The organism is Niallia circulans NBRC 13626 (assembly GCF_001591585.1).
Taxonomy (GTDB): domain Bacteria; phylum Bacillota; class Bacilli; order Bacillales; family Cytobacillaceae; genus Niallia; species Niallia circulans.
In genome coordinates this window covers 352,716-372,834 of sequence record NZ_BCVE01000003.1, presented here as the reverse complement: position 1 = coordinate 372,834, position 20,119 = coordinate 352,716, and the positions used below count along the sequence as shown (strand labels likewise).

The window sequence follows — 20,119 nt, the reverse complement described above, 5'->3', positions numbered from 1 at the left end:
GTTGCTTTTTTTGTTTTACAACATTCGTTATAAAACGATTATTGTTGACGTTTGTTTGTTCAGTTTTCAAAGAGCAATCTCATAAGAGACAACTTTTAAATGATAACATATCTCTAGTAATTTAGTCAATATATTTTTTAAAATCATTTAATGTTCTCTCGCTGACTTGTATTATTATAGCAACGTTTATATTTATATGCAATAGTTTTTTAAAATTTATTTTATAAAAAAAGAATATTTTTATTACAATTGTTTTTTTGTTCTATCCTATTTATTTTCGAGAAGTTACTTTCTATCATTCCTCTAAAATTTCCTCAATAAACAAATGTCTATTTTTTTCTAAATCAAGAATCCTTTCACTTTCCATTATTTTTACCAACGGTCTAGTGGAAGCATTCCCTTCCTTAAATAAAACCTCAGCTTTTTCGCCATTGGATAATCTAATTTTACTCCCAATTGTATATTGAGTAATAGCATTGCTTAATGCTTGTAATATTGTTAAATCAAATTTACCAAAGTGATCCTGCCGCATTTGTTCAATTACTCGAAAAGGAGATTGTTTCTTCCTATACAATCGTTCTGATGTCATAGCATGAAAAGTATCGGCTACTGCAATTATTTTAGCAAATGCATGTATCTTTGTATCTATATTTCCCATTGGATATCCACTTCCATCTATTCTTTCATGATGTTGGTAAATGGCAAGACGTGTCTCTTTCTTCAATAAACTATGCTCAGGAATCATTTCAAAACTATATCTTGTATGTTTTTTAATTTCATCAAACTCTTCCTCTGTTAAAGGCTCGGTTTTGTATAATAACCGTTGATCGATCTTAGCCATTCCTGCGTCACTTAAACAACCTGCTAATGCTACTTGAATCGTATCTCTGTAGCTATAATTCATTTTCCGAGCAATAAATGCGCTAATAATTGCAACTGCAATAGAATGCTGATGTATATATTCCTTTTTATTCGATAAGTGATAAAGAGAGAATATTTCTTTTGGCACACGTTCTGACTCTTCTAACAATGGTAAAATTATATTTCTGATATTGGCTATGTTTACAGGGAATCCTGACTGCCAAGAAATAAATTCTTTTTTGTATAATTGGACTGTATGTAAAAAAAGAGCTATAAAGCCACTTTCCACTTCTTTTCTCTCCACTTTATGAAAAGATGAATACGACTGAATAATTTGTGTACCATCTAATTGTGTATTTTCAATTGCTACTTCCTCTACTAAAAAAGCTTTTAATATCTTGATATGCTCCTCGGCTAAAACCGTTTTTGCGGTAATTATTGGTCTATTTGTTCGTATAAAAATGTCTTCTGCTAAAATACTGCCTGGCTTTAACTCTCTAACTTTAACAATCATGGAAACCACCCTTTAAAAAACGGACTTTTTTACTATTTTAATGTATTTTTTTTGAAATGTAACCCATTAATTTCATCCAATACTCCTAAAATCAGCTATATATTTAAAATATATGAATTAATCTCCATAAAAAAAGAGATGCCTCTAGGTTTTCCCTTTAAGACATCTCTACACAATATTATTCGTTTGAATCCGCGTCATTCTCTGAAGATGCTTGTTGACCTTCTTCAGTCATTTCCACTTCTTCATCCTCTTTTTCTACCTTCGCAACAGTTGCAACAAATTCATTGTCACTTTCATTTAATTTAATCAGTCGGACACCTTGAGTGCTTCTACCCATTGTAGAGATATCACTTACTGCCATTCTGATTAAAACCCCGCCTGTTGTGATAATCATTACATCTTCTTCCCCGGTAACGACTTTCATCGATACAAGATTTCCATTTTTATCGGTGATGTTGCATGTCTTAATACCTTTTCCGCCTCTACCTTGAACTCTATATTCATCTATCGGTGTTCTTTTTCCGTAACCTTTTTTAGTTACAATCAGTATTTCCGAATTTTCTTCAAGAACTTCCATACCTACTACTTCATCCTCAGATGATAGAGTGATACCTTTTACGCCCGTTGCCGTTCTACCCATAGAACGTACATCTGTTTCTGGGAAACGAATAAGCAATCCGTTTTTCGTACCAATAATAATTTCCTTTGAACCATCTGTTAAACGTACAGAGATCAACTCATCACCTTCTCTTAAGTTAACAGCAATTAGTCCATTATTTCTTATATTGGCAAAAGATGATAACGGAGAGCGTTTAGATATTCCTTCTTTTGTAGTGAAGAATAAATACCAATCATCTACAAATTCTGAGACAGGAATAATTGCATTGACCCACTCATCCTTTTCCACACCTAAAAGGTTAATGATTGGAATACCTTTAGCAGTTCGGCTGAATTCTGGTATCTCATACCCTTTTAATCTGTATACTTTCCCTTTATTCGTAAAGAATAGAATAGTATCATGAGTAGATGTAGAGCTTAACTGTTCAACGAAGTCATCTTCATTCGTACCCATGCCCTGAATTCCTCTGCCTCCACGTCTTTGCGCTCGGTAAGTAGATGCTGGTAGTCTCTTAATATAACCATTATGAGTTAAGGTTATAATGATATTTTCTTCTGGAATCAAATCTTCATCTTCAATGTTTTCAATTCCACCAGCAATAATTTCCGTACGACGTGTATCGTTAAATCGCTCTTTTACCTCTAAAAGCTCTTCGCGAATAATTTCTAAGATTTTTTCTTCATCCGCTAGAATAGCTTTTAATTCAGCAATTAGCTTAACTAATTCTTGATACTCATCTTCAATTTTTTCTCTTTCTAATCCAGTTAATCTTTGTAGACGCATGTCCAGAATAGCTTGAGCCTGTTTTTCCGAAAGATTAAAGTTCGTCATTAATCCTTCACGCGCTATATCTGTGGTTCGTGAACTTCGAATTAAGCTAATTACTTCATCTAAGTGATCTAAAGCAATACGCAGTCCTTCTAGTATATGAGCTCTAGCTTCAGCTTTTCTTAATTCAAATTCTGTTCTTCTGCGAATAATGACTTTTTGATGATCTAGATAATGAGCTAAACATTGTTTTAAGTTAAGTACCTTTGGCTGCCCATCAACCAATGCAAGAAGATTGATACCAAAGCTCGTCTGCATAGCCGTATGCTTATATAGATTATTTAATAAAACATTGGCATTTGCGTCTTTTCGCACTTCAATTACAATGCGCATTCCATTACGATCCGATTCATCTCGCAAATCAGTAATTCCATCAATTTTTTTATCGCGAACTAATTCAGCAATACGCTCTACTAGTCTTGCTTTATTGACTTGATAAGGAATTTCTTTGACAATAATAACTTCCTTACCACTAGGCTTCACTTCAATTTCCACTCGTGCTCTTAATATAATGGAACCTCTGCCAGTCTCATAGGCCTTTCTAATTCCGCTTCTACCTACGATCATTCCGTAAGTTGGAAAATCTGGTCCTGGGATAATTTCCATTAATTCAGGAATGGTAATATCAGCATTCTTACTTACAGCAAGGACTCCGTCTATTACTTCTCCTAATTGATGTGGAGGGATATTTGTAGCCATTCCGACCGCTATCCCACTTGTACCATTTACTAGTAAGTTAGGGAATCGAGAAGGTAATACTACTGGTTCCTTTTCTTCTCCGTCAAAGTTTGGCTTGTAATCAATTGTATCTTTATTAATATCACGTAATAGCTCCATTGCTATTTTTGACATTCTTGCTTCCGTATAACGCATCGCTGCAGCAGAGTCACCATCTACAGATCCAAAGTTACCATGCCCATCAACAAGCATATAGCGATAGTTAAAATCCTGAGCCATACGAACCATTGTTTCATAAACAGCACTATCACCATGTGGATGATACTTCCCGATAACTTCCCCAACAATACGGGCTGATTTCTTAAACGGCTTGTCAGAATGCATTCCAAGATCATGCATCGCATATAAAATACGTCGGTGTACTGGTTTTAATCCATCTCGTACATCTGGAAGAGCACGAGAAACAATAACGCTCATCGCGTAATCTAAAAAGGAATCACGCATTTCTTTACTTATATTTCTATCTTTAATTTGAGAATTTGGCATATCAGCCATTTAAAGGAACCTCCTTAAGAAACAATTAGACCAGCTTCTTCATGATAAAAAGTGTTTTAGAACAAGTATATCTAATCGAATTCCTTATGATTAATAGGAATAACTAACTTCTAAAGAAATACACAAGGTGCCAATCTAATCAGCACCAAATTTCTTTTCCTATCTTTAAACATCTAGGTTTTTAACGTAGGTCGCATTTTCTTCAATAAAGTTTCTGCGTGGCTCTACTTTATCACCCATTAGCATTTCAAATGTTTCATCTGCCTCAATGGCGTCATCTAAACTTACTTGTAAAAGTACGCGGTGTTCAGGATCCATCGTTGTATCCCATAACTGCTCTGCATTCATTTCTCCTAATCCTTTATAACGTTGTATATTCGGTTTAGGGTTGGCTGGTAATGTAGCTAGAACTTCTTGTAATTGTTTATCACTATATGCATATTCTAGCTTTTTCCCTTGTTTTATGCTGTATAGTGGCGGTTGTGCGATATAGATATAACCAGCTTCTACAATCTTTCTCATATAACGGTAGAAGAAGGTTAATAATAATGTTCGAATATGAGCACCATCAACATCGGCATCTGTCATAATAACAATTTTATGATATCTCGCTTTGGATATATCATAATCATCCCCAATTCCTGTTCCTATTGCAGTAATCATGGAACGAACCTCGTTGTTAGATAAAATCCGATCTAGTCTAGCTTTTTCAACATTAAGTATTTTACCTCTTAGCGGCAGAATTGCTTGGAAATGACGATCTCGACCTGATTTTGCAGAACCACCAGCAGAGTCTCCCTCTACTATGAATAGTTCACTAATTTTTGGGTCTCTTGAAGAACAATCCGCCAATTTTCCTGGTAAGCTTGAAACTTCGAGAGCACTTTTACGACGAGTTAATTCTCTTGCTTTTTTCGCAGCAATTCTTGCTCTTAAAGCCATTTGACCTTTGTCTACAATTTTACGAGCTACCGTAGGATTTTCTAAAAGGAATTTCTCAAGATGTTCAGAAAAAACAGTATCTGTAATGGTACGAACTTCTGAATTTCCTAGTTTGGTTTTTGTTTGTCCTTCAAACTGTGGATCTGGATGTTTAACAGAGACGATTGCAACAAGACCTTCTCTTACGTCTTCACCTGAAAGATTCGTATCTGATTCCTTTAATAAACTATTCTTTCTTGCATAATCATTAATTACACGGGTGAGGGCTGTCTTAAATCCGGATTCATGTGTTCCACCTTCATGTGTATTAATATTATTAGCAAATGAATGAATATTACCGGTATATCCGTCATTATACTGGAAAGAGATTTCAACTGTTATCCCGTCTTTTTCTCCTTCAATATAAATTGGTTCTTCAAAAAGGACCTCTTTATTACGGTTTAAATGTTCTACGTATGATTTAATACCACCTTCATAATGGTATTCTTTTCTTTTTTCCATGCCTTCACGTTTATCTTCAATCGTAATACGAATATCACGATTTAAGAAAGCAAGTTCTCTAACACGATTAGCTAATGTTTCATAATCATACTCTAATGTTTCCTTGAAAATTTCACCATCTGGCTTAAAGTGTGTAGTGGTTCCAGTAGTATCTGTTTCACCGATAATTTCTAAATCAGCAGCAGGAACCCCTTTTTGGTATTTTTGATAATAGATATTTCCATCCCGATGTACAAAAACCTCTAATTCTGTCGAAAGTGCGTTTACTACCGAAGCACCTACACCATGAAGTCCACCAGACACCTTATAACCGCCGCCGCCGAACTTTCCTCCGGCATGGAGAACTGTCATGATTACTTCTACAGCAGGTCTTCCCATTTTTTCCTGAATACCAACGGGAATACCACGACCATTATCTTTAACCGTAATACTATTATCTTGTTCGATAATAATATTTATCTCATTACAGAAACCAGCTAATGCTTCATCAATACTGTTATCGACAATTTCCCACACTAAGTGATGCAGACCTCGGCCACTTGTTGATCCGATATACATTCCTGGTCTTTTTCTTACAGCCTCTAGACCTTCTAAAACCTGTATCTGACTCTCATCATAAGATTGTTGTTCAACTGGATTCTGTTCCGTTGACATATCGATCACCTAACTTTCTATTGACATCAAAAAATTTTTTCATTTAATTTTGCATCATCATTAGTACTCTTGAATAGTTAACTGGACTATTCTTTTTTTTAACGTATTAGAAGCAATCGGCGAAAAATAGATAGTATCCTTCGTAATCACAATAGATTTATAAGTGGAACTTTTCCCATTGGTCATTGCTTTTTGCCGTTCTAGAAATTCCTTTGAGATAGGAGATGACTCAACTGTCTGTTTATCTAAAATAGTTAAAATTTCTGAAGTTCGCACAAGAATATTTTCTCCAATATGAACGTACACTTTTTCACCTCAAAGCTATTGAATCTTTTTAATCGTTCCGGATTCAACCTGAAAAGTAGCAGCTTCTTTTAATGTTTGATGGTCAATTCCATCAACATTGGTTGTTGTAACAAATGTTTGCACTTTCCCTTGAATGGTATTTAATAAATGAGATTGCCGGTAGTCATCTAATTCAGAAAGAACATCATCTAGCAGGAGTATCGGATACTCACGAATCTCAGAATAAATTAATTCAATTTCTGCCATCTTTATTGATAATGCAGTCGTTCTTTGCTGTCCTTGTGAACCAAAGGTTTGTACATCTCTACTGTTCACATAAAACATCATATCATCGCGATGAGGTCCGAATAATGTCATCCCTCGATCAATCTCTCGTTTTTTTAAATGCTGGAATTTTTCTTCGTATATACTCTTCATTTTCGACAAATCCTGGTCTTCTGATACATCAACGGAAGGTTTATAGCGAATTTCTAGCGTTTCCAACCCACGAGATATTCCTTTATGAATCGGAACGGCCCATTTTTCCAGCAGATGCAGAAATTCAAAACGCTTTGCGACAATTTTAACTGCCATATCTATAAATTGTTCGGTTAAAATTTCAAGCATTGTATGGTCTGTTTGTTTATTTGTTTGTAATTGTTTTAGGTAGGTATTTCGCTGGTGTAAAATTTTTTGATACTGGCTCATATCATGCAAATATACTGGTGATATTTGCCCTATTTCCATATCAATAAATCTTCTTCTAATTTGCGGGCTGCCTTTTACTAGATTTAAATCTTCAGGTGCGAACATAACTACGTTCATATTACCGATATATTGACTTAGTTTACGCTGCTCTATATGATTAAACTTGGCCTTTTTCCCTTTTTTAGCCACAACTAACTGCATGGGAATTTTCCCATGTGTCTTAACTAATCTACCTTCTATTTTAGCATATTCTTTGTCCCAACGAATAAGTTCTTTATCATTAGAAGTTCGGTGAGATTTAGCCATAGCTAGAACATAGATAGATTCCATCACATTGGTTTTTCCTTGTGCGTTTTCTCCTAAAATTACATTTACTTTATTTTCGAAAGAAATATCCAGTTCCTCATAATTCCGGTAATTTCTCAAAAGCAACTCATCAATATACATTTGGTTTCACCCTTTTATAAAACAGTGTACTTGCCAAATGAAGGAATATTTATTTCGTCACCACTTCTTAATTTTCTTCCTCTGCGCTGATCCTGTTCCCCATTCACAAATACCTCGTATTCTCCTAGGAACCATTTTGCCATTCCACCTGATTGTATTAACTCTGCTACTTTTAGAAATTGACCTAATGTAATATAATCCGTGTCAATTTTAATTTGATTATTCATCTTTTCACTCTCTCAACTTTAATCGTATCTTTCTATTCTACTAAATAATTTATTGATACACAAAGAAAAGTGTAATATTTCTATAAATAAGTCAGAAATAGTCGAAATGAGCTGACTAAAACACACTCACAGCTCACTCATTAATCATTTTGTATATTTATGCAATGCCTCTATAAAAAGAAAATTGGGTGTTCACTAAATAGAACACCCAAAAATTTTAATAGGTTCTAACCGGTAATATAAGCTGCAATGTAGAATCATCATTTGTTGGATGAATAACAAATGGTCGCATCGCTCCAGTAAAGCTGATTTTCACTTCTGATCCTTCAAGAACTTTCAACGCATCCATCATAAATTTAGCACTGAAAGAAATTTTTAATTCTTCCCCACTAACCGATTCGCTTACTAATTCCTCCATTACTTTTCCAATTTCCGGAGTAAAAGAAGAAATTTCTATCACATTATCACTCATAGTTGAAAATTTAACAACATTATTTCGACCTTCACGTGCGAGTAAGGAAGCACGATCAATGGATTGCAAAAATTCTTTAGAATTTACAACAATATCCGTCTTGCTCTCAGTAGGTATTAAGCGATTGGTGTCAGGATAATTCCCTTCTAACAAACGCGAGAAGAATAGAATATGTTTCGTTTTAAATAGAATCTGGTTTTCCGTAACAAAAATTTCAACAGGTTCATCATGATCATCTAGAATTCTATTCAATTCATTTAAGCTTTTTCCTGGAATAACAATATTAAATGATTGTTCTTCCTCTGTTTCTATTTTTGCTTTTCTTAAAGCTAGTCGATGACTATCTGTTGCAATACAGATTAAATCATTGTTTTCTATTTTCCAGTTTACACCTGTCAACACTGGACGTGTTTCTGAGGTGGACACCGCAAAAACAGTTTGTTTAATAATATTTTTTAGTAAATCTGTAGGAACTTTAATAGAATTTTGTTCCGAAATTTGTGGTAAATGCGGGTATTCTTCAGAATCTAGCCCATTTAAATTGAATTCTGATTTACCAGAACGAATGGTTGTTTGTAAATTATCAACCACAATTTCAACTTGGCTGGTAGGGAGTTTTTTTACAATTTCACTAAAAAACTTAGCTTGTAAAACAATAGAACCAGGTTGCTGGATATCAACTATTTCTTGATCTCCTTCTTCTTTAGGAATAAAAGATTCAATGGAAATATCAGAATCACTTCCAGTTAATGTTACTCCTTCTTCACTCGCAACAATTTTTATTCCAGTTAGAATTGGAATTGTTGTTCTACTAGTAATTGCTTTCATTACATCTTGAACACTTTGAACAAGATGGTCTTTTTGGATGATGAATTTCATTAATTAATCCTCCGATTTAAATAAATTTTGAATGTAAGTTCTAAATGCTTATTTTAATAATATATTTTTAAAAAAAATAGTAGTACAAGTAGTAGGCCCTGTTAGTATGTGGATAACTTTGTTTAAGCAAGGAAACACAGTCTATCAACATGTGGATAGACTGTGTTTAAAGTAAGGAAAGTTATACACATTATTCTATCTAAACTTTTAAGAGTTCATTTATTTCTTTTAATTGTTTTTGAAGTAGAGAGTCCGTTAAAAGCAATTTTGATATTTTTTCATGGGCATGAATAACAGTTGTATGATCACGGCCGCCGAACTCTTCTCCGATTTTTGGTAAAGAGAAATCCGTTAATTCTCTCGATAAGTACATAGCAATTTGTCTTGGGAATGCAATGGATTTAGTTCGTTTTTTGGCTTTGAAATCTTCTAACTTGATATGAAAATGCTCTCCTACTACCTTTTGAATATCATGAATGGTTATTACACGCGGTTTAGAGCTTGGAACTATATCTTTTAATGCTTCAGCTGCTAAATCAGCATTTATATCTTTATTAATTAAAGAAGAATAAGCAACAACACGAATAAGTGCACCTTCTAGCTCACGAATATTAGAATCAATTTGATTTGCAATATAAAGCATTACTTCATTTGGGATGTCTAATCCATCTGCTTTCGCTTTTTTCCTTAAGATAGCAATCCGTGTTTCTAAGTCTGGCGGCGTAATATCTGTAATAAGTCCCCATTCAAAACGAGAACGCAGGCGATCCTCTAGTGTTGGAATTTCCTTTGGAGGACGGTCACTAGAGATAATAATTTGTTTGCTTTCTTCATGTAACGTGTTAAATGTATGGAAAAATTCTTCTTGTGTTGATTCTTTTCCAGCAAGAAATTGAATATCATCTATTAAAAGAACGTCAACATTTCGATATTTATCACGGAATTCAGCACCTTTATTATCACGGATACTATTAATAAATTCGTTTGTGAATTTCTCAGAAGATAAATAAACTACTTTAGCAGATGGATTATGATCAAGAACATAGTGACCAATTGCATGCATTAAGTGAGTTTTTCCAAGCCCAACTCCTCCATAAATAAATAGAGGGTTATATGCTTTTGCAGGTGCTTCAGCAACAGCAAGGGAAGCTGCATGAGCAAAGCGATTTCCAGATCCAATTACAAAAGTGTCGAACGTATATTTGGAATTTAAAATAGTTTGTTCCGTAACTTCTTCATCTTTTTTCTTTTGTTTGGTAGAAATTTGCTGATCAAATTCCTCTTCTTTTTGATTTTGAGGAATAATAAATTTTACAAGAAGTTCCTCTCCTGTAATTTCATAAAGTATTTCAGCAATCAGTTGAGAGTACCGTTCTTCTAACCAATCTCGGGCAAATTCATTAGGTGCTGTTACAACTAGAAGATCTCCTTGCAGGGAATTAGCCTTTGTAGGCTTAAGCCATGTATCAAAACTAGGTTTACTAATCTTTGTTTCGATTGTGCTTAAGGCATTATTCCAGAGATCCGTTATATTCTTCAAGTATCCTCGCCTCCTTTTCTCAGAGTTAATCTTGTTAGCGCTGTTCATCCCAGCAGATGATCTATCTTAAAACGTATAGAAAAAGATGATTTTCAATAGGAATGGTTAAAATTACTCAATTTGTCGTTCCTTAAAAAATATTAAAAACAAAAAAAGAGCTTTAAAGCCTTAAGATAAAATCGCTAAAAATACTTTTGCTAAAAAAGATAAGATCGATTGATGCGATAAGCAGCAATCGTAAAATAAGTGTAAATTTTTTTTGCAAAAGTCGATATTTTTTTCTTTGCTTCCTGTATTAAGTCGTCAAATTCCTGCAAAAGGAATTATCTAATCGTGACTTTGGACAAAAATCTTGCAGCAATATAGATATAAATAGACAAGATAACAGGAAAGTTGTCCTTTTCTAATGTGGAAAAATATATTATAAGGAAGATTAGTGGTATTTCGACAGTATCCACCATCTGTGGAAAACTCTGTTCAGTCACAAAGAATAAGATGCCCACAACTTATCCACAGATTGTGGATAATAGAGTTATGCACAGATTTTATTCAGATGTGAAAACAAAACTATAATAACAAAAATTTATAAGAACTGCAATGCTTTTTAATATCTTATCCACAAGTCAATTAGGTTGTTAGTAATAAATGTCCACAAGCTATTAGTTTGTTGAAAAGTTGTAAATAACTATTGTGGAAAAAATATTACCGTCGAAATTTATCCACAAACGTCGAAAGGATAGTTAAAAATGCTCAAAATTAGATAAAAGAGATTTTTGTTGAAATATCCAAATTGGTAAAAATTATTCGTTAAGAAATAGAAATGTTGGGAAGGATTATGAAGAAGAATAGAAAAATATGTGGTATACTATTGCAATGGCCTAAAAAAGATAGGAACATCACTAAATAAAGTGATCCATAAAATTAGATAAATAAAATGAATAGTTGACAATTAATTGCCTATGTTTATATAATTGTAAGGACTGTCTATAACAGCTATTCCTCAGGGAGGTGTCATATACAATGAAAAGAACTTATCAACCAAATAAACGTAAAAGAAGTAAAGTTCACGGATTCCGTAGCCGCATGAGCAGCTCAAATGGACGTAATGTCTTAGCGCGCCGTCGACGCAAAGGAAGAAAAGTATTATCAGCTTAGGCCACTGAAAAGTCAGTGGTCTTTTTTCAATTAAAAGGAGAAGGGAATGATCTTGCATAAAAGGACAGACCCTTCCTTTTTTTACAATAGATTGGTTTACTTCACGTTAAGATGCCTATCTAATTCTTTCTTTTATTGTGAAATTAGGTAAGTTGGAGGATTGAAGGAGTTATAAACGTTGAAAAAAGAATTTAGAATCAAGAAAAATAAAGAATTTCAGTCTGTTTTTAAAAAAGGGCAATCTTTTGCCAATCGACAGTTTGTTATTTATAAATTGAAAAAAGAAGAACAAGTGCATTTTCGTATTGGCTTATCTGTTAGTAAAAAAATTGGCAATGCCGTAAAAAGAAACCAGATAAAACGCTATGTAAGACAAGCATTTCTTGAATTAGATGACATGTTGGAAAACAAGTATGATTATGTCATAATTGTAAGAAAGCCTGTTGCTGATATGTCTTTTGAAGAAGTAAAAAAGAGTCTTATCCATATTTTGAAAATAGCAAAAGTTCTTTCAAAAAAGAATTAATGGGAAAATCCTATTAAAGCGTTTCCTACCGTTCGTTTATCGGTTACAATACTTATTAAGTAATATTCGAAAATCATGTTACAGGAGGATTTGCAGCTTGAATAAGAAATTTTTATTGATAGTTGGTCTACTTTTTTTAATGACCATTCTAACAGGGTGTACAGAGTTTAATCAACCAATAACTTCTGAAAGTGAAGGGATTTGGAATGAATACATTGTATATCCATTATCTCAATTGATTATTAAAACAGCAGCATTCGCTGGTGGTAGTTATGGTATCTCTATTATTATCGTAACTATTTTAGTTCGACTGGTTATTTTACCGCTTATGATTAAACAAACAAGAAACAGTAAGGCAATGCAGGCAATCCAGCCGCAGATGAAAGAGCTGCAGCAAAAATATAGCTCGAAAGACCAAAAGACACAACAAAAGCTTCAAGAAGAAACAATGAAGTTATTCCAAGAGAATAAAGTAAATCCATTAGCGGGATGCTTCCCTCTAATCGTACAAATGCCTATATTGATTGGATTTTATCATGCTATTTCTCGTACAAGAGAAATTGCTTCCCATGATTTCTTATGGTTCAGTTTAGGACAGCCTGATCCAATCTATTTATTACCGATAATAGCTGGTGTAACAACATTTATTCAAACAAAACTATCAATGGCAGGAGCACCGCCAAATCCGCAAATGCAAATGATGGTTTGGATTATGCCAGTGATGATTTTAGTATTTGCTATTAATTTCCCGGCAGCATTATCTCTTTACTGGGTAGTAGGGAATATCTTTACAATTGTTCAAACGTATTTTATCAAAGGTCCTGAAATTAAAACTGCTGGACAAACTAGCAAAGCAGGAGGAGCGAAGAAGTGAAAGAAGTTACTGCCGTAGGACAAACAGTCGACGCAGCAGTGGAGTCAGCTTTAGCTCAGCTTAAGACAACAAAGAATCAAGTTGAAATCATTGTTGTTGAGGAAGGAAAAAAGGGATTTCTTGGTTTTGGTTCTAGAACAGCAAAGGTAATCGTAAGGAAAAAAGTTAATCCAGTGGAAACGGTAGAGGAATTTCTCAAAGATGTTTGCGAAAAAATGGGCGTTCCTGTTAAGATTCAAATAAAACAAAATGGCAGAAATATATTGTATGAATTATCTGGTGAAAAAATTGCTCTATTAATCGGAAAAAGAGGGCAGACCCTTAATTCTATTCAATATCTAGCACAATTGGTCATTAATAGAGAATCGAAAGAATACTTAAAAGTACTATTAGATGCAGAAGGCTACCGTGAACGAAGAAAACAGGCATTAATTCAGTTAGCGGAGAGAATTGCCTATAAAGCGGTTAAAATAGGCAAAGAGATTCCGCTTGAACCGATGCCTGCTGATGAAAGAAAAACGATCCATACTGCTTTGGTATCTTTCAAAGGAATAAAAACTTATTCTTCGGGGGAAGATGCGAAAAGGCATATAATTATTGCGCCGATTAAGGTGAAAAACAGATAGAAAAAAGAGAATGTCTCTCAAGGAAGAGACATTCTCTTTTTTTTTGTCTTTAAAAGAGGTTAGTAGTTATTTCTAATTATGAATGATTCGTCTTTACAATTTAGTCATTTGATTTGGAGTCAGATTCATGCAAAAGCAGTTTATCGAGTAAAAATGAAAAAAGAACATGGGCAAATAAAATTGAATCTAAGCACCTATAAAAATAGTAAGAAGAAATACATAGCTTTTGTAATTTTATTTTTCGTTTTATTGTTATTCACATGTGGATAAGATAAAATGGTAAGTAATGATAAAAGTGAATGTGGATAAGTGTGCGGATTTTTTTCTTTTTTTACATTTGTGGATATGTTAATCTAATCTATTGTAATCATGTCAAAGGTGAATACAATCATTTAAATAGATATTATTTTTTTGAATTGAGGTGAAAAAGATGGAATTAGATACAATTGCTGCGATATCGACGCCAATGGGTGAGGGAGCGATCGCAATCGTTCGATTAAGTGGACCGGATTCAATAAAAATCGCAGACAAGCTCTTTAAGAGTATAGGAAATAAAAAGTTAAGTGAGGTAGCAACTCATACGATACATTATGGACATATTATGGATCCAGCAACAAATGAGGTTGTGGAAGAAGTAATGGTATCGTTGATGAGAGGACCGAAAACTTTTACAAAAGAGGATGTTGTCGAAATTAATTGTCATGGTGGACTAGCTTCGGTAAATCGTTTATTGCAGTTGACTACTTCTCATGGTGCAAGAATTGCCGAACCGGGTGAATTTACAAAAAGAGCCTTTTTGAATGGAAGAATTGATCTTTCTCAGGCAGAAGCGGTAATGGACTTAATAAGAGCTAAAACAGATCGAGCGATGAATGTGGCACTTGGACAAATGGAAGGAAGATTATCGAAATTAATCAAGCATTTGCGCCAAGAAATTTTAGAGACATTAGCTCAAGTAGAGGTTAATATAGATTATCCCGAGTATGATGATGTGGAAGAGATGACACAGCAAGTGATGTTGGAGAAATCAAAGTATATTAAGACGGAGATTGAAAAACTTCTGCAAACGTCACAACAAGGAAAGATTCTGCGGGAAGGTCTAGCAACCGTTATTGTAGGAAGACCAAATGTAGGGAAATCCTCTTTATTAAATAGCTTAGTGCAAGAAAATAAAGCAATCGTTACAGATATCCCTGGTACAACAAGAGATGTCATTGAAGAATATGTAAATGTGCGCGGAGTCCCTCTTCGTTTGCTGGATACTGCCGGTATTCGAGAAACAGAAGATATTGTAGAGCGAATAGGGGTAGAGAAATCCCGGAAAGTACTACGAGAAGCCGATTTAATTTTGCTTGTCTTAAATTATGCGGATGATTTAACAGAAGAAGATAAGAATATTTTTAAAGCAACAGAAGGTATGGATTTTATTGTAATAGTTAATAAAACAGATTTACCACAAAAGATTGATTTAGAAAAAGTAAAAGAACTTGCCGGTAATCGAAAAGTCATTACAACTTCTTTAGTAGAAGAAAATGGTGTAGATCAATTAGAAGAGGCAATATCTAGCCTATTCTTTGAAGGTGCTATTGAAGCAAGTGATATGACCTATGTTTCTAACTCCAGACATATTTCCTTATTGAATCAAGCATTAAATGCTATTAGTGATGCAATAGTAGGCGCAGAAACTGGAACACCAATCGATATTGTACAAATTGACTTGACAAGAACGTGGGAAATACTTGGTGAGATTATTGGTGAAAGTGTTCATGAAAGCTTAATTAATCAGTTATTTTCTCAATTTTGTTTGGGGAAATAAACGAATAAATATAAATAGTACAGAGCCTCGAAAATAAGCTAAAAGAAAGACTTAGAAAGAAGGAGGCATCATGATGCAGTACGAAGCTGGAAATTATGATGTAATTGTTATTGGTGCAGGCCATGCAGGTTGTGAAGCAGGACTTGCAGCAGCAAGACTGGGCGCCAAAACATTAATGTTAACAATTAATTTAGATATGGTTGCTTTTATGCCATGTAATCCATCTGTGGGAGGACCGGCTAAGGGGATTGTTGTTAGAGAAATTGATGCACTTGGCGGCGAAATGGGTAAAAATATTGATAAAACCTACATTCAGATGAGGATGTTGAATACAGGAAAAGGACCTGCAGTCCGTGCACTAAGAGCTCAGGCAGATAAATATATGTATCAACATGAAATGAAGAAGACATTAGAAAATGAACCAAATCTGACATTAATTCAAGGGATGGTAGAAGAATTAATAGTGGAGGATCAAGTTGCAAAAGGTGTCATTACGAAAACGGGTGCTACGTATCGTGCAAAAACGATTGTCATAACTACTGGAACATATCTTCGCGGCGAAATTATTTTAGGGGAGCTTAAATATTCAAGCGGCCCGAATAACCAGCAGCCTTCCATTCGATTATCGGAGCATTTACAGGAGCTCGGTTTTGATTTAGTACGTTTTAAAACAGGAACACCTCCTCGTGTAAACAGTCATACTATTGACTATTCTAAAACAGAAATACAGCCAGGGGATGATGTTCCAAGAGCATTTTCTTATGAAACAACGAAATTTATTACAGAACAGCTTCCTTGCTGGTTAACATATACAAATGAAACAACACATCAAATTATTGATGCAAACTTACATCGTTCTCCAATGTATTCAGGGATGATTAAAGGAACTGGACCACGTTATTGTCCATCAATTGAAGATAAGGTGGTGCGATTTAACGATAAACCAAGACATCAAATTTTCTTAGAGCCAGAGGGGAAAAATACTCAAGAAGTTTATGTGCAAGGATTATCCACAAGCTTGCCTGAAGATGTTCAACAGGAAATTCTAAGAACGATACCGGGATTAGAAAATGTACAAATGATGCGTGCTGGATATGCAATTGAGTATGATGCTATTGTGCCAACACAGCTATGGCCAACATTGGAAACAAAGAAAATTAAAAATCTTTATACTGCTGGTCAAATCAATGGAACTTCAGGATACGAAGAGGCAGCAGGCCAAGGATTAATGGCTGGTATAAATGCAGGCTTAAATGCTTTAGAAAAAGAAGAAGTTATTTTAAGTCGTTCTGATGCGTATATTGGCGTTTTAATTGATGATTTAGTTACAAAAGGCACAAATGAACCCTACCGTCTTTTAACTTCTCGAGCAGAATATCGTTTATTACTTCGCCATGATAATGCAGATCTGCGTTTGACGGATATTGGCCATAGAATTGGTCTTATTTCTGAAGAGCGTTACGCGAAATTCTCGGAGAAAAAGCAATTAATTGAAAAAGAAAAGCAACGTTTAAGCGAAGTCATGCTAAAGCCAAATGAACAAGTTCAAAATGTTATTAAAGAACAAGGCGGCAGTGAATTAAAAGATGGCATAAGAGCAGGAGATCTATTAAAGCGACCTGAAATGAATTATAGTCATATTGAAGGACTGGCACCTAGTGATATAGAATTAACGGAAGATATAAAAGAGCAAGTAGAAATTCAAATAAAGTATGAAGGCTATATTGAGAAATCCTTACAGCAAGTAGAAAGACTAAAGAAAATGGAGAATAAAAAAATTCCTGAGAACATTGATTATGATGCTATCTCTAGTCTTGCAACAGAAGCAGTACAGAAACTAAAAAAAGTTCGACCATTGTCCATTGCACAGGCATCAAGAATATCTGGGGTAAATCCAGCAGATATATCCATTTTATTAGTTTATTTAGAACAAGGGAAAATTGCTCGAGTTTAATCTCTGGATAGAAAGGGTTCATGCATGAATACGGAAGAATTTATTCAAATGCTCTCCGATAAAGGAATCACTTTATCGGAAAAGCAAATAAATCAGTTTGAGCTCTACTATGAAACATTAGTAGAGTGGAATGAAAAAATGAATTTAACAGCTATTACGGATAAATCAGATGTTTATTTGAAGCATTTTTATGATTCCATTACTGCTGGATTTTACTATGAAGGGTTTCATCGTCCTGCACAGCTATGTGATGTGGGAGCTGGGGCTGGCTTTCCAAGTATTCCTTTAAAAATTGTCTTTCCTGATTTAAAGGTAACAATTGTTGACTCTTTGAAGAAAAGAATTCACTTTCTTGAGCATCTAGCGTCCGTCTTAGAGTTAGAAGAGGTTAACTTTATTCATGACCGAGCAGAAACCTTTGGCCAAAATAAGGAGTATCGTGAAACATTTGATATTGTTACGGCCAGAGCTGTAGCAAGACTTTCCGTCTTAAGTGAGCTTTGTCTGCCACTAGTAAAGCTTGGAGGTACTTTCGTTGCTATGAAAGCAGCAAGTGCCAAAGAAGAACTGGCAGCTGGAAAAAAGGCTGTAAACCTATTAGGAGGAAAGGTGAATGAAACACATGCCTTTTTCTTGCCAATGGAAGAAAGCGAAAGAAATATCATCACCATCGCAAAGGAAAAGCCAACACCTAAAAAGTATCCTAGAAAACCAGGAACTCCTAATAAGGAACCAATCGAGTAGGGTAAGCTTAAGCAATTTAACAGGATGAGATGTTAGCTGTCTTAAAGCTAATTCGCGTCTTTCGAAGATACTCTTTTTCCACCCCTCTATAAAGTTAAGTTCGTCAAATGAAAAGGGGTGGAATCCTACTATGAAGACGATAAAAAAAGGCGATTAATTTTAAGCTATTACGAAAGAAAAAAGAGAATGATATAATCATTCATAGGATTAGGACTATATCAATTATCATATCTACTATATAATATACCTATAATTGTCATATTCTATTAAATTTCGAGAAGTTTCTTTCTATAAGTTAGATGACTTTGCAGGGATTAATGTTTCATATAGAGAATAATTAATAGGGAGTTTTGTAAAGGTGGTGCAGGGTGATGAAGCCTTCTTTCTCACGATTTTTTGGACTAGGCGAAAAGGGAGATCCAATAGAAGATGCTAGTCAATTAGGTGCAGATGCTGCTCAAGAGGAGATCGAGAATATGGGAAACAGTGAAGAAGTTAGAAAAATCCCAATTCATCAGATTGTTCCTAACCGTTTTCAACCAAGAACGGTATTTGATGATGAAAAAATTGAAGAATTAGCTCGTACAATCCATACCCATGGTATTATTCAACCAATTGTAATTAGAGAGTATGAGCAAGATAAATTTGAAATCATTGCTGGAGAACGAAGATGGAGAGCAATGAAAAAGCTTGGTTGGGAAGAAGCGCCAGCTATCATAAAAAACTTGAGTGATACAGAAACTGCGTCTGTTGCACTTATTGAAAATCTTCAAAGAGAAGAGCTTTCTCCAATTGAAGAAGCAATTGCATATGGAAAATTATTAGAGCTGCACAATCTTACCCAGGAGGCCCTTGCGCAAAGATTAGGGAAAGGGCAATCGACTGTTGCGAATAAATTAAGACTTCTTAAATTACCAGAAGAAATTCAAGAAGCATTATTGAATAAAGAGATTTCTGAGCGTCATGCTCGTTCGATGATTCCTTTAAAAGAACGCGAAAAACAAATCCAGCTTTTACAAGAAATCATTGAAAGGGGCTTAAACGTAAAGCAAACAGAAGAGCGTGTAGTGAGAATGCTCGAACAGACGAAGCAGAAGCCAAAGCCAAAAAGAAAGGCTTTTAGTAAAGATATGCGGATAGCTGTAAATACAATCCGACAATCATTAAATATGGTTTCTGATAGTGGTATTAATCTGAATGCTGAAGAAGAAGAATTTGAAGATTTTTACCAATTTACGATTAAAATACCGAAAAAGAAATAATAGATTTTTATATAGCATAATTATTTATACTTCCTTGTAATTTTTAAGCTCTGTTAAATTCCGCTTGTATTAAGAATTCCTTTTCGTCATTATATTGATTTAACAGAGCATACTTTTTTGTGAGAATAATAGCTAATTATGCTGATTCTCACTTTTTTATAGGATGATTTTTTCCTCAAAGGACACCACAAATAAAAATTAAAACCTCCATTGCTTATTTACGATGATTATTTTTTAGACCCAATCAAATAGGAAATTCTCCAAAAATGCTTGTATTAATAAGGTTTTCTCACTTGTTTTATTGTAGGAGTTTCTTTTCACTTACCATCATTAATCGAGATTAAAAGAAAAAATAACGATATTTAGAAGTTTTCATGATAAAATAATATACGTGATTACAATAGGTAGGAAATGAGCCATGTTGTAGTCTATTCTGTTTTTTACTAATA

16 protein-coding genes are annotated in these 20,119 nt (G+C 34.3%); 8 read left to right on the top strand and 8 right to left on the bottom strand.

All coding sequences use genetic code 11. From position 1 onward, the window contains the following. Nucleotides 1–295: 295 nt before the first annotated feature. From BCI01S_RS06040 to dnaA, 8 genes are all read right to left on the bottom strand, one after another. Entirely contained in the window at nucleotides 296–1,375 is a 1,080-nt protein-coding gene (locus BCI01S_RS06040) for an HD-GYP domain-containing protein (RefSeq protein ID WP_047944613.1), read from the bottom strand. Between the two features lie 178 nt (nucleotides 1,376–1,553). Further along, entirely contained in the window at nucleotides 1,554–4,058 is a 2,505-nt protein-coding gene (gene gyrA / locus BCI01S_RS06035; protein WP_061797270.1) for a DNA gyrase subunit A, read from the bottom strand. A 165-nt stretch (nucleotides 4,059–4,223) separates the two neighbouring features. Beyond that, nucleotides 4,224–6,155 carry a DNA topoisomerase (ATP-hydrolyzing) subunit B gene (gyrB, locus tag BCI01S_RS06030; protein WP_047944611.1) on the bottom strand — a complete coding sequence of 644 codons (1,932 nt, stop codon included), beginning with the start codon at nucleotides 6,153–6,155 and terminating at the stop codon, nucleotides 4,224–4,226. Between the two features lie 60 nt (nucleotides 6,156–6,215). Continuing rightward, nucleotides 6,216–6,461 carry an extracellular matrix regulator RemB gene (gene remB / locus BCI01S_RS06025; RefSeq protein ID WP_047944610.1) on the bottom strand — a complete coding sequence of 82 codons (246 nt, stop codon included), beginning with the start codon at nucleotides 6,459–6,461 and terminating at the stop codon, nucleotides 6,216–6,218. Nucleotides 6,462–6,476: 15 nt separating this feature from the next. Beyond that, the gene (gene recF, locus BCI01S_RS06020; RefSeq protein WP_061797267.1) at nucleotides 6,477–7,595 is read right to left on the bottom strand and encodes a DNA replication/repair protein RecF; all 1,119 of its coding nucleotides are present in this window, start codon (nucleotides 7,593–7,595) and stop codon (nucleotides 6,477–6,479) included. Nucleotides 7,596–7,609: 14 nt separating this feature from the next. After that, nucleotides 7,610–7,822 carry a S4 domain-containing protein YaaA gene (gene yaaA, locus BCI01S_RS06015; protein ID WP_047944608.1) on the bottom strand — a complete coding sequence of 71 codons (213 nt, stop codon included), beginning with the start codon at nucleotides 7,820–7,822 and terminating at the stop codon, nucleotides 7,610–7,612. 217 nt (nucleotides 7,823–8,039) lie between these two features. Next, a complete protein-coding gene (gene dnaN, locus BCI01S_RS06010) occupies nucleotides 8,040–9,173 on the bottom strand; it encodes a DNA polymerase III subunit beta (protein ID WP_047944607.1) in 1,134 nt (377 codons plus the stop codon). A gap of 199 nt (nucleotides 9,174–9,372) precedes the next feature. Continuing rightward, nucleotides 9,373–10,713 carry a chromosomal replication initiator protein DnaA gene (gene dnaA, locus BCI01S_RS06005; protein WP_047944606.1) on the bottom strand — a complete coding sequence of 447 codons (1,341 nt, stop codon included), beginning with the start codon at nucleotides 10,711–10,713 and terminating at the stop codon, nucleotides 9,373–9,375. Between the two features lie 1,020 nt (nucleotides 10,714–11,733). Here dnaA and rpmH point away from each other — a divergent pair. From rpmH to noc, 8 genes are all read left to right on the top strand, one after another. Beyond that, nucleotides 11,734–11,868 (top strand): 50S ribosomal protein L34, encoded by a 135-nt coding sequence (rpmH, locus tag BCI01S_RS24645; RefSeq protein WP_016201470.1) that lies wholly within the window; start codon nucleotides 11,734–11,736, stop codon nucleotides 11,866–11,868. A gap of 178 nt (nucleotides 11,869–12,046) precedes the next feature. Then, entirely contained in the window at nucleotides 12,047–12,394 is a 348-nt protein-coding gene (rnpA, locus tag BCI01S_RS06000; protein ID WP_047944605.1) for a ribonuclease P protein component, read from the top strand. 139 nt (nucleotides 12,395–12,533) lie between these two features. Next, nucleotides 12,534–13,268, top strand: a complete 735-nt coding sequence (gene spoIIIJ, locus BCI01S_RS05995; protein WP_369988879.1) for a YidC family membrane integrase SpoIIIJ — start codon at nucleotides 12,534–12,536, stop codon at nucleotides 13,266–13,268. Then, complete coding sequence (gene jag / locus BCI01S_RS05990) at nucleotides 13,265–13,894, top strand: RNA-binding cell elongation regulator Jag/EloR (RefSeq protein WP_047944603.1); 630 nt, start codon at nucleotides 13,265–13,267, stop codon at nucleotides 13,892–13,894. The genes spoIIIJ and jag overlap by 4 nt, the downstream gene beginning before the upstream one ends. Before the next feature lie 430 nt (nucleotides 13,895–14,324). Further along, on the top strand, nucleotides 14,325–15,710 hold the full coding sequence (mnmE, locus tag BCI01S_RS05985; RefSeq protein ID WP_047944601.1) for a tRNA uridine-5-carboxymethylaminomethyl(34) synthesis GTPase MnmE: 1,386 nt from the start codon (nucleotides 14,325–14,327) through the stop codon (nucleotides 15,708–15,710). A 73-nt stretch (nucleotides 15,711–15,783) separates the two neighbouring features. Further along, nucleotides 15,784–17,664, top strand: coding sequence for a tRNA uridine-5-carboxymethylaminomethyl(34) synthesis enzyme MnmG (gene mnmG, locus BCI01S_RS05980; protein WP_047944600.1), 1,881 nt, complete (start codon nucleotides 15,784–15,786; stop codon nucleotides 17,662–17,664). Nucleotides 17,665–17,688: 24 nt separating this feature from the next. Beyond that, the gene (gene rsmG, locus BCI01S_RS05975) at nucleotides 17,689–18,408 is read left to right on the top strand and encodes a 16S rRNA (guanine(527)-N(7))-methyltransferase RsmG (RefSeq protein WP_047944599.1); all 720 of its coding nucleotides are present in this window, start codon (nucleotides 17,689–17,691) and stop codon (nucleotides 18,406–18,408) included. A 371-nt stretch (nucleotides 18,409–18,779) separates the two neighbouring features. Next, on the top strand, nucleotides 18,780–19,670 hold the full coding sequence (gene noc / locus BCI01S_RS05970) for a nucleoid occlusion protein (RefSeq protein ID WP_061797261.1): 891 nt from the start codon (nucleotides 18,780–18,782) through the stop codon (nucleotides 19,668–19,670). The last annotated feature ends 449 nt before the right edge of the window (nucleotides 19,671–20,119 follow it).

Excerpts from the sequence above, each read along its gene's own strand:
- BCI01S_RS06040 (WP_047944613.1), bottom strand. The coding sequence starts at position 1,375 with ATGATTGTTAAAGTTAGAGAGTTAAAGCCAGGCAGTATTTTAGCAGAA.
- gyrA (WP_061797270.1), bottom strand. The coding sequence starts at position 4,058 with ATGGCTGATATGCCAAATTCTCAAATTAAAGATAGAAATATAAGTAAA.
- gyrB (WP_047944611.1), bottom strand. The coding sequence starts at position 6,155 with ATGTCAACGGAACAGAATCCAGTTGAACAACAATCTTATGATGAGAGT.
- recF (WP_061797267.1), bottom strand. The coding sequence starts at position 7,595 with ATGTATATTGATGAGTTGCTTTTGAGAAATTACCGGAATTATGAGGAA.
- yaaA (WP_047944608.1), bottom strand. The coding sequence starts at position 7,822 with ATGAATAATCAAATTAAAATTGACACGGATTATATTACATTAGGTCAA.
- dnaN (WP_047944607.1), bottom strand. The coding sequence starts at position 9,173 with ATGAAATTCATCATCCAAAAAGACCATCTTGTTCAAAGTGTTCAAGAT.
- rpmH (WP_016201470.1), top strand. The coding sequence starts at position 11,734 with ATGAAAAGAACTTATCAACCAAATAAACGTAAAAGAAGTAAAGTTCAC.
- spoIIIJ (WP_369988879.1), top strand. The coding sequence starts at position 12,534 with ATGACCATTCTAACAGGGTGTACAGAGTTTAATCAACCAATAACTTCT.
- mnmE (WP_047944601.1), top strand. The coding sequence starts at position 14,325 with ATGGAATTAGATACAATTGCTGCGATATCGACGCCAATGGGTGAGGGA.
- mnmG (WP_047944600.1), top strand. The coding sequence starts at position 15,784 with ATGCAGTACGAAGCTGGAAATTATGATGTAATTGTTATTGGTGCAGGC.
- rsmG (WP_047944599.1), top strand. The coding sequence starts at position 17,689 with ATGAATACGGAAGAATTTATTCAAATGCTCTCCGATAAAGGAATCACT.
- noc (WP_061797261.1), top strand. The coding sequence starts at position 18,780 with ATGAAGCCTTCTTTCTCACGATTTTTTGGACTAGGCGAAAAGGGAGAT.